The organism is Candidatus Pelagibacter sp. (assembly GCF_965262185.1).
GTDB lineage: Bacteria > Pseudomonadota > Alphaproteobacteria > Pelagibacterales > Pelagibacteraceae > Pelagibacter.
On record NZ_OZ253498.1, the window covers coordinates 976,546 to 989,160 of the forward strand.

Consider the following 12,615-nt stretch of genomic DNA (forward strand, 5'->3'; position numbering starts at 1 on the left):
TATCAAATGTCATCTAATTTAAAAGTTTTGCAAGTAATACCAAAACTTGGATATGGCGGGGCAGAGACTGGTTGTTATGATATTGCTCACTATTTGCCAGAAAACGGTTGTAAATCATTTATAGTTACTAGTGGCGGTGAGTTGCTTAAATTTATAGATAAAAAAAAAGTAAAAGTTTTTAGACTTCCAGTTCAAAGTAAAAATCCAATATTAATTTTAATTAATGCAATAATTTTAACTTTTATCATTTTATTTAATAATATTTCGATAGTACACGCCAGAAGCAGAGCGCCTGCATGGTCTTGTTTAATAGCCTCCAAGATAACAAGTAGAAAGTTTGTGACTACATTTCATGGAACTTATAATTTTAAAAGTAGTTTGAAAAAATTATATAATTCAGTAATGGTTCGATCTGATTTAATTATTGCAGGCTCAAATTTTATTTTTTCACACATCAAAGAAAACTATTCAAATTACTTAAATCAAAAAAAAAAATTATTAGTAGTATTTAGAGGAATTAATGTTGATTATTTTGACCCTACCACAAAACTTGAAACTGAAGAGAAAAAATTATTAAAACAATGGGAAATAGAAAAAGATAAAAAGATTATACTTTTGCCTGGTAGATTAACTACCTGGAAAGGACAAGAGATATTTATTGAAGCAATCAATCTTGTAAATATTGAGTTAGGTTATGAGGCATTTTATGCTGTTATCCTTGGAAGTGATCAGGGAAGAGATTTGTATAAAAAAAAACTAATAAGGCTTTCAGAACAATATAGGTTGACTAAACAGCTAAGATTTATCGATCACTGTAAAGATATGGCTTTAGCTTACAAAGTTTCTGACATTATTGTATCAGCCTCTATTGAACCAGAAGCTTTTGGTAGAGTTGCTGTGGAGGCCCAGTCTATGGAGAAACCAATTATTGCGAGTAATATTGGTGGCTCTAATGAGACTGTCGTTGACGAAAAAACAGGCTATTTATTTAAAGCGGGTGATGCAAAGTCTTTAAGTCAGAAAATTTTAAAAACGCTGACAATTGACGAAACCCAATTAAAATTAATTGGTGTTGAAGGAAGAAAAAATATAGTTCAAAAATTTAATGTTGAAAAAATGTGCTTTTCTACTTATTCAGAGTATAAAAGATTAATAAATTAAATGCCTATAATTACATTACCTGATGGAAATAATATTAATTTTCCAAATAAAGTTACTGGATTAGAAGTAGCAGAAAAAATTAGCAAATCATTAGCTAAACAAGCAATGGTAATAAGTGTAGATGGCGTGTTAAAAGACTTAGAATATTTAATTGAGAAAGACTGTTCGGTAAAAATTTTTACATCTAAAAATCCTGAGGGTCTAGAAACCATTAGACATGATACTGCTCACATATTGGCAATGGCAGTACAGGAATTGTTTCCAGGAACACAAGTTACGATTGGCCCTGTAATTGAAAACGGATTTTATTATGATTTTGCTAGAAAAGACCCGTTTACAGAAGACGATTTAACAAAGATTGAAAATAAAATGAGAGAAATTGTTGATCGAGACGAGATTACCAAAAGGGAAGTTTGGGATAGAAATAAAGCCATAGATCATTTTAAAAAAAAAGGTGAAATCTATAAAGCTGAGTTAATTGAGGCAATACCGGAGAATGAAGATGTTTCAATTTATTTTCATGGAGATTGGCATGATCTTTGTAGAGGACCTCATCTTTCTTCAACAGGTAAAATTGGAAAATACTTCAAATTAATGAAAGTTTCTGGAGCTTATTGGAGAGGTGATTCAAACAATGAAATGCTTCAAAGAATTTATGGTACAAGCTGGGCTTCTCAAAAAGATTTAGATGATCATCTAAAAAAAATAGAAGAAGCAGAAAAAAGAGATCATAGAAAATTAGGAAAAGAAATGGACTTGTTTCATTTTAGAGAAGAAAGTCCGGGCTCAGTTTTTTGGCATGAGAGAGGGTGGGCATTATTTCAAAAATTAATTAATTATATGAGAAGTAGACAGGATGCTGCTGGATACAAAGAGGTAAATACGCCTGAAATTTTAGACCGACAATTGTGGGAAAAATCTGGTCACTGGGAAAAATATGGAGAGAATATGTACACTTCAGAAACTCCTGATGAAAAAGTGTTTGCGATAAAACCAATGAATTGTCCTGGTCACATACAAGTATTTAATCAGGGATTGAAAAGTTATAGAGATCTTCCATTACGAATAACAGAATTTGGTAAGGTTCATCGTTACGAACCATCGGGTGCTTTACATGGTTTGCTTAGAGTAAGAGCTTTTACACAAGATGATGCGCATATTTTTTGTGCAGAAGATCAAATTACGAGTGAGTGTTTAAATGTAACAAATTTAATTTTAGATATTTATAAAGACCTTGGTTTTGAAAATGTAATTTTAAAATATGCAGATCGACCAGAAGTTAGAGTTGGAGATGATAAGGTTTGGGACAAAGCAGAAGCCTCACTTCTTGAAGCAGTTAAAGCCTCTAAGTTAGAGTATAGTATTAATAAAGGTGAAGGTGCTTTCTACGGGCCAAAAATTGAATTTGTTTTAAGAGATGCTATTGGAAGAGATTGGCAATGTGGAACTTTACAAGTTGATTTAAATTTACCTGGAAGACTAGATGCATCATACGTTGATAAAGACGGAACAAAAAAAGTTCCAGTTATGCTTCATAGAGCGCTGTTTGGTTCTTTAGAAAGATTTATTGGAATATTGATTGAAAATTATGCTGGGAAATTTCCTTTTTGGATTTCACCTTTACAGACAATGGTAATTCCAATTTCAGAAGAATTTAATGATTATGCAACAGAAGTTTCTAAAAAAATTAAAGATGCAGGTATAAGTTCTGCAGTTGACATTAAAAATAATAACTTAAACTATAAAATTAGAGATCATTCTTTAGCAAAAATACCTCTTTTGTTAATTTGTGGTAAAAAAGAAGTTGACTCCAATTCAGTAACGATTAGAAGGTTAGACTCTAATAAACAAGAAAATATGGATATAGCTTCATTTTTAAAAACTTTCTCTGCTTTAAATAAAGCATCATCAAACTAAGTGGCAGATTTCAAACAAAACTACTTTCAAAGAAGAACAAAGGATAGAGGTCCAAGGTCTAATAACCGAATATCTTCACCGGATGTTCAGGTTATTGCAAGTGATGGTGAAAATCTTGGAGTGATAAGCACTAATGAAGCTATATCAATGGCAAAAAACCAAGGTTTAGATTTAATTGAAATTGCACCTAATGCAAACCCACCTGTTTGTAAAATCATGGATATGGGAAAGTATAAATATGATGCACAAAAAAAAGCAAATCTTGCAAAAAAGAAACAAAAAATAATTTCATTAAAAGAAATTAAAATGAGACCTGTAACCGAAACTCATGATTATGAATTTAAGGTCAAAAATGCAAAAAAATTTATCTCCAAAGGAGATAAAGTTAAATTTACTATCAGATTCAAAGGGCGAGAACTCCAACACTCTCATTTAGGCAATGAACTAATGGGTAAAATTAAAGAGGATATGAAGGATATTGGTAGAGTAGAGTTGCAACCTAAATTTGATGGGAAGCAAATGATCATGGTAATTCAACCTTTATAAGCCTTAATAGAGGTTGTAAATTTTCAACATTCTTTGTATAAGTCCGCAGAATTATGCCAAAATTAAAAACAAAAAGCTCAGCAAAAAAAAGATTTAAAATATCAGCTAAGGGCAAAGTTATATCTGCTCAAGCAGGTAAAAGACACGGTATGATTAAACGAACGAATTCACAAATAAGAAAATTAAGAGGCACTACGACTTTGTCTAAACAAGATGGCAAAATTGTTAAATCATACATGCCTTACAGTTTAAGAGGGTAACAATGGCAAGAGTTAAAAGAGGCGTAACAAGTAAAGCAAAACATAAAAAAGTTTTGAATGCCGTAAAAGGCCAGTGGGGCAGAAGAAAAAATACTATCAGAGTTGCTAAACAAGCTATGGAGAAATCCATGCAGTATGCTTACAGAGATAGAAGAAATAAAAAAAGAGATTTTAAATCATTATGGATACAAAGAATTAATGCTGGTGTAAGAGCAGAGGGTATGACTTATTCTAAATTCATTAATGGTTTAAGTAAATGTGGTGTTGCAATAGATAGAAAAATTTTAGCTGAAATTGCTTACGATAGTCCAGAAGCATTTAAAACAATTGTACAAAAAGCTCAATCCGCTTTAAATTAATCTCTATTGTTTTTATTTCTTAAGGAAATAATCTACTAATATGTCAGACATAAAAAATATTAGAGATCAATTTTTATCAAAGCTTAAAAATGAGCTAAGCTTAGATGAAATCAATTCAATCAAAACAGAGTTATTTGGAAAAAATGGTCAAATTTCATCTTTATTTAAAACTGTAGGATCAATACCAGAGTCTGATAGAAAAACTTTTGCAGCAGACTTGAATAAAATAAAAGATGAACTGCAATCTTTAATTACGGAAAAGATTAAAGAAATAGAAAAAAAAGAAGTTAATCAAAAACTTGAAAAAGAAAAAGTTGATATAACTTTACCTGGAAGACCTTTTGTTAGAGGTAAAATTCATCCTGTATCTCAAACTATAGATGAAATTTCATCTATATTTTCAGAAATAGGTTTTAGTGTTGAAGAAGGACCAGATGTAGAAAATGAATATAATAATTTTACTGCACTAAATACACCAGATAATCATCCGGCTCGTGATATGCACGATACTTTTTATTTAGACGAAAATAAGGAAGTTTTGTTAAGAACGCATACTTCACCAGTTCAAATTAGAACTATGTTAAAAGATAAGCCACCGTTTAAAATTATTGCTCCAGGTAGAACATATAGATCAGATAGTGATCAAACACATGCGCCAATGTTCCATCAGGTTGAGGGCCTTCATATAGATAAAGATATTAACATGGGCCATTTAAAGGGATGTTTAAATTATTTTATTAAAGAGTTCTTTGAAGTGGAAAAAATCAAAATGAGATTTAGACCAAGTCATTTCCCTTTTACAGAACCATCTGCGGAAGTAGATATTGGTTACGAAATTAAAGATGGTAAAATTGTTATAGGAGAAGGGGATCAGTGGCTTGAAATTTTAGGATGTGGGATGGTTCATCCAAATGTTTTAAAAAATGTTAAAGTTGATCCTGCTAAATATCAAGGATATGCATTTGGCATAGGTATAGACAGGTTAGCTATGCTAAAATATGGCATTAATGATTTAAGAGCTTTCTTTGACTGTGATTATAGATGGTTAAATCACTTTGGATTTGATCCACTTGATGTACCCACAAATTATAGAGGTCTAAGTCGATGAAGATAACATTTGATTGGTTAAAAGATCATTTATCTGTAAGTGCCAAGGAAGAGAAGTTACTTGAGAAATTAACTGATATTGGACTTGAAGTTGAAAGTGTTGAAAATTTATCTGAAGGTTTAGATTTATTCAAAGTAGCAAAAATTTTAAAAACTGAAAAACATCCTAATGCAGACCGTTTAAAAGTTTGTGATGTTGATGTAGGTGAAAAAGAGATTAAGAAGGTCGTATGTGGTGCACCAAATGCTAGAGAAGGTTTAATTACTGTTTATGCTCCTCCTGGTGCGGTTATTCCAAAAAATAAAACTAAATTAGTTATAGCAAAAATTAGAGATGTTACATCTTATGGTATGCTTTGTTCTGAATCAGAACTCAATTTGTCTGAAGAAACTGATGGAATTACTGAGCTTTCATCTTCGAAATACAACAATAGTATTGGAAAAAGTTTTTTTACTCAATCTAGTTCTAATTTGATTGATTTATCAATCACACCCAACAGACCGGACTGTCTTGGTGTTAGAGGGATAGCTAGAGATTTAGCAGCTTCAGGCTTTGGTAAATTAAAACAGATTAAAGAACAAAAAATAAAATCGAAAAAATCTCAAACAATTAAAGTAAAAATTACAAACGAAAAAAACCAAGGATGTTTTTCTTTTGGAAGCTGTTTGGTAACAAATGTAAAAAATACTGAAAGTCCAAAGTGGTTAAAGGATAAATTAATTTCTATAGGTCAAAAACCTATTTCAGCAATTGTTGATATTACAAATTATGTAATGATTGATATTAATCGTCCATTACACGCATATGATGTTGATAAAATTGAAAAAGGTATAATTGTTAGAAACTCAAAATCTGGTGAAGAGTTCACAGCTTTAGATAACAAAACCTATAAACTTGAAGATGATATGTGTGTAATTAGTGATGATAAAGGTGTGTTAGGACTTGGTGGTATCATCGGAGGCACAAGATCTGGAACAGAAATGGATACACAAAATGTTTTAATCGAGTCAGCCTATTTTGATCCAAGATCAATTAGAAGAACAGCAAAAAGATTAAATATCGATACAGATGCAAAATTTAGATTTGAAAGAGGAATAGACCAATTATCAATTGAAGAAGGTTTAAATAAAGCAGCTTTTTTAATTAAAGAAATTTGTGGTGGTGAAATTAGTAAGCTAGATATTCAAAAAATCAGTACATTTAAAAATCAAATAATTAAATTTGATCCAAATTCGTTTGAAAAAGTTACAGGTTTTAAAATTTTAACAAAAGATATGTTAAAAATTTTAGATAACTTAGGTTTTACATGTAAAAAAGATAAAAAAGTTTTTAAACTAAGTATCCCATCCTGGAGACCAGATATTACTCAGGAAATAGATGTTGTTGAGGAATTGGTAAGAATAGTTGGTTATGATAATATAAAGATTGAAGAACCCATTAAAGAGAGAAAAAAATCCACTTTAACACAAACTCAAAAATTGTTTCATTTCCTTCAAAGATCTGTTGCTTCAAAAGGTTATTTGGAGGCAATTACTTGGTCTTTCACAGATGCAAAATATAATGATCATTTCAAAGGACAAAATGATGATTTAAAAATTGTGAACCCTATAAGTTCAGAATTAGGAGTTTTAAGAAATTCAATATTTTCAAATTTAATTATGTATATGAGCAAAAATATAGATAGAGGATTTAAAGATTTATCTATTTTTGAAATAGGACCAATATTTTTTGGAAAACAACCTGGTGAACAAAATATAGTAGTCTGTGGTTTATCTGCTGGAAAAAAATCTCGTCTTTCTTGGTTAGAAAAAGAGAGAAATGTCGATGTTTTTGATATTAAAAAAGATGTAGTTCAAACTTTAGTTGAAGCAGGTTACGATGAAGAAAAATTTTTTATTGATGATGAGACACCTGATTATTATCATCCAGGTAAATCAGGAAGATTATTTTTGAACAGAGGTAAAGAAAGTGTGGCTGCATACTTTGGTGAAATTCATCCAAATATCATTAAGCAAATAGATATGAAAACCGAGTCTTTAGTAGGTTTTGAAATATTTCTTGATAATTTAAAATTACCAAAAAAATCATTAAAAGATCAAAAAACAAGATATTCTGTTTCAGATTATCAAAAGTCAGAAAGGGATTTTGCTTTTATAGTTGATAAGAAAATTAAAGTTCAAGATTTGGTAAATGTTGTATCAAATGTTGATAAAAATTTGATTTCTAACATTAAAGTTTTTGATGTTTATGAGGGCGATAATATTCCTGAAAACCAAAAATCAATTGCGTTCAGTGTTACAATTCAATCTCAAGAAAAAACTCTTAAAGAAGCAGATTTAGATCAAATAAATAAGTCTATTATAGAAACAGTCGAAAATAAAACTGGCGCTAAAATTCGATCCTAAAGCCAATGAGTTCAATCGATAATATAAGAAATTTTGCAATCATTGCACACATTGATCATGGAAAATCTACTATTGCAGACAGAATAATTCACAGTTGTGGTGGCCTGACTGAAAGAGAGATGAAAGCTCAAGTTTTAGATTCAATGGATATTGAACGAGAGAGAGGTATCACCATTAAAGCTCAAACAGTAAAGTTAAATTATAAAGCTAAAGATGGAAAAGAATATATTTTAAATATTATAGATACACCTGGCCATGTAGACTTTAGCTATGAGGTAAGTAGATCATTATACGCGTGTGAAGGTTCAATTTTGATTGTGGATAGTACTCAAGGAGTTGAGGCTCAAACTTTAGCAAATGTTTATCAAGCATTAGATACAAATCATGAAATTGTCCCAGTATTAAATAAAGTAGATTTACCAGCTTCTGATTTAGAAAGAACAAAAAAGCAAATTGAGGAAGTTATTGGGATAGATACTGAGAATGCTATTCCGTGTTCTGGAAAAACCGGCGAAGGAATAGGAGATATTTTAGAGCAAATTATAACGACTTTACCAGCACCAAAAGGTGAAAGTTCATCGGATTTAAAATGTTTACTAGTTGATAGTTGGTACGATACTTATTTAGGTGTTGTCATATTAGTTAGAGTTATAGATGGCAAACTTTCAAAACATATGAAGATCAAAATGATGTCTACAAATCAAGAATATATTGTAGAAAAAGTTGGTGTTTTTACTCCAAAACCAGTTGATATCACTGAATTAAAAACAGGAGAAATAGGATTTATCACAACAGGTATAAAAGTGTTATCAGAGACAAAAGTTGGAGACACTATTTGTGATGCAACAAAACCATTAAATGAAGCTTTACCAGGTTTTAAACCAAGTAAGCCTGTAGTATTTTGTGGATTGTTTCCTGTAGATAGTTCAGAGTTTCAAAAATTAAAAGATGGTTTAGCAAAATTACAATTAAATGATGCAAGTTTTTCTTTTGAACCAGAATCATCTTCAGCTTTAGGTTTAGGATTTAGATGTGGGTTTTTAGGTTTACTTCATTTAGAAATAGTAACTGAAAGACTTGAAAGAGAATTTGACGTTAATTTATTAACAACAACACCAGGAGTAGTTTATAAAGTTCATTTGAATAATGGTGATACTATGGATTTACAAAATCCATCAAGTTTACCAGATCCTACATTAATAAAATATATTGAAGAACCTTGGATTAAGGCAACCATTATTACTCCAGACCAGTACTTAGGTTCAATAATTAAAATGTGTCAAGACAAAAGAGGAGTGCAAACAAACCTTAGTTATTCTGGAAGTAGAGCAGTAGTAAATTATGAACTTCCCTTAAATGAAGTTGTGTTTGATTTCAACGATAGACTTAAGTCAATGACGAGTGGATATGCAAGTTTTGATTATGAAATAATTGAGCACAGAGAAGGCGATCTAGTAAGACTTGGTATTTTAGTTAATGGTGAACCTGTTGATGCTTTAGCTATGATGATACATAAAGATTTTGCTCAAAAAACTGGAAGAGAAGTTTGTGAAAAATTAAAAGACTTGATTCCGAGACATAATTTTATGATTCCTGTTCAAGCAGCAATAGGAGGAAAAATTATTGCAAGAGAAACAATAAAAGGTTTTAAAAAAGATGTTTTAACAAAAATTCATGGCGGTGGAGCTACAGATAGAAAAAGAAAATTATTAGAAAAACAAAAAAAGGGTAAGGCTAGATCAAAACAATTTGGAAGAGTAGAAATACCCCAAGAGGCATTTATTGGTGTTTTAAAAATAAGTAAAGAAAAATGAGCATAAAATTATTACTTGGTATTTCAATTTTTTTAAATTTAATTTTAATTTATTTTTTAAATAAAAAAAAAATTAAAAGATTCTTTTATGATGATAAAATAAAAAATATTGAACTTGCAGATATACATTCTTCATTTAAGCTAAAAAAAATATCTGAAAATTTATCTGGCCCAAATAATAATGCTATTATAAAAAGTTTTAGTATTAGTGCAGGTAACAATATTGTAGGAATGACATCTGACTATGAAGCCTGGATTATTTCGACATTAAGTAAATCAAGTAAAAATATTTTTGAATTTGGAACATGTAGTGGAAAAACAACTTATTTAATGGCATTAAATTCTTCATCTGATGCTAAGATTAATTCAATTACTATTGGACCAAATGAATTAGAGGAATTAGAGAAAAACAAAGATGATAATAGAGTTTCCTATAGGAATGTAATCAATGAAAGTATATATGAAAGTTTTTTATTTTCAGGAAGTGATGTAGAAAATAAAATTAACGTAATATTTGAAAATTCTCTAAAATTTGACCACACACAATATAAAGATAAAATGGATTTAATTTTTATCGACGGAGGTCATACTTACTCAATAGTCAAAAATGATTCTCAAAAATCTTTCGAAATGTTAAAAAAAAATGGAATAATTCTTTGGCACGATTATGTCCCTGGAAAAACATCGTCTAAGGACATAGTAAAATATCTAAACGAAATCTCAAAAAATAAAAAAATTTATAAAATTAAAAATACATCATTTTGCTTTTTTAAAAGTGATTGACGGAGAGATGGCCGAGTGGTTGAAGGCGCACGCTTGGAAAGCGTGTAAAGGAGCAATTCTTTCATGGGTTCGAATCCCATTCTCTCCGCCATTAAATTACCTAAGTATTTCAACAATAATTTAAGGTTTCTGTCTTCATATTATTGAGATAATTCAGCAATTTTTTTAAAAAATGTTATATTTATTTTTTTCCAAAATTTAAAAAATGACAAATAAAAATACATATCAAGCGGACTCCATCAAAGTTTTAAAAGGTCTTGAAGCAGTTAGAAAAAGACCAGGGATGTATATAGGAGATACTGATGATGGTACCGGTTTACATCATATGGTTTATGAAGTTGTAGATAACTCGATAGATGAGGCATTAGCAGGTCATTGTAAAAATATTAATGTAAAAATTAACTCTGATGGAACAATTACTGTAAATGATGATGGAAGAGGTATCCCTGTTGACATGCATAAAGGGGAAAAAAAATCTGCAGCTGAGGTAATTATGACTCAACTTCATGCTGGTGGTAAGTTTGATCATGATTCATATAAAGTTTCTGGTGGACTACATGGAGTTGGTGTTTCAGTTGTTAATGCATTGTCGGAAAAACTAGAATTAGAAATAAATAGAGATGGAAAGAAATATTTTATAGAATTTAAAAATGGTGAAGCAAAATCTCCTCTTAAAGTAGTTGGAAAATCTAAAAATACAGGTACTCAAATAACATTCTTACCTTCGAAAGATATATTCTCATCAATTAAATTTAGTGCAAATATTTTAATTAAAAGGATGAGAGAGTTGGCATTCTTAAATAAAGGTATAAAAATAATTTTTACTGATGCTAGTCAAAAAAAAGAAAAAACATCTGAATTTAAATTTGATGGTGGTGTTTTAGAGTTTGTAGATTTTTTAGATGGTAAAAGAGAAAAACTACAAAATAAAAATGGTAATGATTTATTCCGAAAACCAATTTACATTGAAGGCAAAAAAAATAACATTGAAATAGAGTGTTCATTAAAATGGAATGCTGGTTATGCAGAGGATATATTTCCATACACAAATAATATTTATCAAAAAGATGGTGGAACACATTTATTAGGTTTTAGAAGTGCTCTTACAAGAGTTGTAAATAAATATGCCAATGAAAATAATTTATTAAAAAAGAATAAATTAGCTATTTCAGGAGATGACATTAAAGAAGGCTTAACATGTGTGCTTTCAACTAAAATCTCTGATCCTAAGTTTTCTTCACAAACTAAAGATAAGCTGGTTTCATCCGAAGTAAGAATTATTGTTGAAACTTTAGTTAATGAAAAATTATCAATTTGGTTTGATCAAAATCCATCAATTGCAAAAATAGTCTTGGCCAAAGTTATCCAAGCAGCTATGGCAAGAGATGTTGCAAGAAAAGCTAGAGAGAATGTCAGAAGAAAGGGAGCGCTTGAGTTAAGTGGATTACCAGGAAAATTAGCCGATTGTCAGATTGGAAAACAAGAGGGTACAGAATTGTTTATAGTTGAGGGAGACTCAGCGGGTGGTTCAGCTAAACAAGGAAGAAATAGAGCAAATCAAGCTGTTTTGCCTCTAAGAGGTAAGATTTTAAACACTTATGTTGAGGATATAAATTTAAAAAAAAATGGTAACGGCAATGGTTCAGATCTAAGAACAAAAGCTCTTGCAAAAATGATATCTTCAAATGAAATAGTAACATTAATTAATGCATTGGGACTTGATCCTAAATCTCAGGAAATAGATTTAAAAGATTTAAGATACGGTAAAATAATTATAATGACTGATGCAGATGTTGATGGTTCTCACATAAGAGCATTGTTGTTAACTTTCTTTAATAACAAACCATTTAATAAATTAATCGAAAATGGTCATGTTTATTTAGCTCAACCACCATTATTTAAAATTAATAAAGGTTCAAAGGGTGTTTATATTAAGGATGAAAAAGAATTAGAGGATTATATCGTAAATAATAATAAGGAATTAAAAAAATTAAAAAAAGGCTCTAAAGAATATTTTAATGCTTTAGATTTAGAAAAATCAAAAATGAATATTCAAAGGTTCAAAGGTCTTGGTGAAATGAATCCAGAAGAGTTGTGGAATACAACTTTAGACCCTGAAACTAGAAATTTGCTTCAAGTTCAGTACTCAAAAGATCTTAAAAAAGATCAAAGCCTTATCCATACACTAATGGGAAGTGATGTTGCGTTAAGAAAAGATTTTATAGTTTCAAATGCTATTAATGTAAAAAATCTTGATATTTAA

General features: G+C 30.0%; 10 protein-coding genes and 1 tRNA gene. All 11 read left to right on the plus strand.

Annotated elements, in window-relative coordinates:
• Window positions 1–6 precede the first annotated feature (6 nt).
• The 11 genes from ACQY31_RS05405 (at window position 7) to ACQY31_RS05455 (ending at window position 12,615) form a co-directional block, all read left to right on the plus strand.
• Window positions 7–1,161 (plus strand): glycosyltransferase family 4 protein, encoded by a 1,155-nt coding sequence (locus ACQY31_RS05405; RefSeq protein ID WP_428079232.1) that lies wholly within the window; start codon window positions 7–9, stop codon window positions 1,159–1,161.
• The gene (gene thrS, locus ACQY31_RS05410; RefSeq protein ID WP_428079234.1) at window positions 1,162–3,078 is read left to right on the plus strand and encodes a threonine--tRNA ligase; all 1,917 of its coding nucleotides are present in this window, start codon (window positions 1,162–1,164) and stop codon (window positions 3,076–3,078) included.
• Window positions 3,079–3,624 (plus strand): translation initiation factor IF-3, encoded by a 546-nt coding sequence (infC, locus tag ACQY31_RS05415; protein WP_075505925.1) that lies wholly within the window; start codon window positions 3,079–3,081, stop codon window positions 3,622–3,624.
• Between the two features lie 53 nt (window positions 3,625–3,677).
• Window positions 3,678–3,884: a 50S ribosomal protein L35 gene (gene rpmI / locus ACQY31_RS05420; protein ID WP_023854436.1), complete on the plus strand. Its 207-nt coding sequence runs from the start codon at window positions 3,678–3,680 to the stop codon at window positions 3,882–3,884.
• 2 nt (window positions 3,885–3,886) lie between these two features.
• A complete protein-coding gene (gene rplT, locus ACQY31_RS05425; protein WP_428079237.1) occupies window positions 3,887–4,243 on the plus strand; it encodes a 50S ribosomal protein L20 in 357 nt (118 codons plus the stop codon).
• Window positions 4,244–4,283: 40 nt separating this feature from the next.
• The gene (gene pheS, locus ACQY31_RS05430) at window positions 4,284–5,351 is read left to right on the plus strand and encodes a phenylalanine--tRNA ligase subunit alpha (RefSeq protein WP_428079239.1); all 1,068 of its coding nucleotides are present in this window, start codon (window positions 4,284–4,286) and stop codon (window positions 5,349–5,351) included.
• Entirely contained in the window at window positions 5,348–7,756 is a 2,409-nt protein-coding gene (gene pheT, locus ACQY31_RS05435) for a phenylalanine--tRNA ligase subunit beta (protein WP_428079241.1), read from the plus strand. The genes pheS and pheT overlap by 4 nt, the downstream gene beginning before the upstream one ends.
• Window positions 7,757–7,761: 5 nt before the next feature.
• The gene (lepA, locus tag ACQY31_RS05440; protein ID WP_428079243.1) at window positions 7,762–9,570 is read left to right on the plus strand and encodes a translation elongation factor 4; all 1,809 of its coding nucleotides are present in this window, start codon (window positions 7,762–7,764) and stop codon (window positions 9,568–9,570) included.
• Window positions 9,567–10,352: a class I SAM-dependent methyltransferase gene (locus ACQY31_RS05445; protein ID WP_428079246.1), complete on the plus strand. Its 786-nt coding sequence runs from the start codon at window positions 9,567–9,569 to the stop codon at window positions 10,350–10,352. The genes lepA and ACQY31_RS05445 overlap by 4 nt, the downstream gene beginning before the upstream one ends.
• A gap of 1 nt (window position 10,353) precedes the next feature.
• Window positions 10,354–10,443: transfer RNA gene (locus tag ACQY31_RS05450), tRNA-Ser, on the plus strand.
• A gap of 114 nt (window positions 10,444–10,557) precedes the next feature.
• Window positions 10,558–12,615, plus strand: a complete 2,058-nt coding sequence (locus ACQY31_RS05455; protein WP_428079247.1) for a DNA gyrase subunit B — start codon at window positions 10,558–10,560, stop codon at window positions 12,613–12,615.

Excerpts from the sequence above, each read along its gene's own strand:
- pheS (WP_428079239.1), top strand. The coding sequence starts at position 4,284 with ATGTCAGACATAAAAAATATTAGAGATCAATTTTTATCAAAGCTTAAA.
- rpmI (WP_023854436.1), top strand. The coding sequence starts at position 3,678 with ATGCCAAAATTAAAAACAAAAAGCTCAGCAAAAAAAAGATTTAAAATA.
- lepA (WP_428079243.1), top strand. The coding sequence starts at position 7,762 with ATGAGTTCAATCGATAATATAAGAAATTTTGCAATCATTGCACACATT.
- thrS (WP_428079234.1), top strand. The coding sequence starts at position 1,162 with ATGCCTATAATTACATTACCTGATGGAAATAATATTAATTTTCCAAAT.
- ACQY31_RS05445 (WP_428079246.1), top strand. The coding sequence starts at position 9,567 with ATGAGCATAAAATTATTACTTGGTATTTCAATTTTTTTAAATTTAATT.
- ACQY31_RS05455 (WP_428079247.1), top strand. The coding sequence starts at position 10,558 with ATGACAAATAAAAATACATATCAAGCGGACTCCATCAAAGTTTTAAAA.
- rplT (WP_428079237.1), top strand. The coding sequence starts at position 3,887 with ATGGCAAGAGTTAAAAGAGGCGTAACAAGTAAAGCAAAACATAAAAAA.
- pheT (WP_428079241.1), top strand. The coding sequence starts at position 5,348 with ATGAAGATAACATTTGATTGGTTAAAAGATCATTTATCTGTAAGTGCC.
- ACQY31_RS05405 (WP_428079232.1), top strand. The coding sequence starts at position 7 with ATGTCATCTAATTTAAAAGTTTTGCAAGTAATACCAAAACTTGGATAT.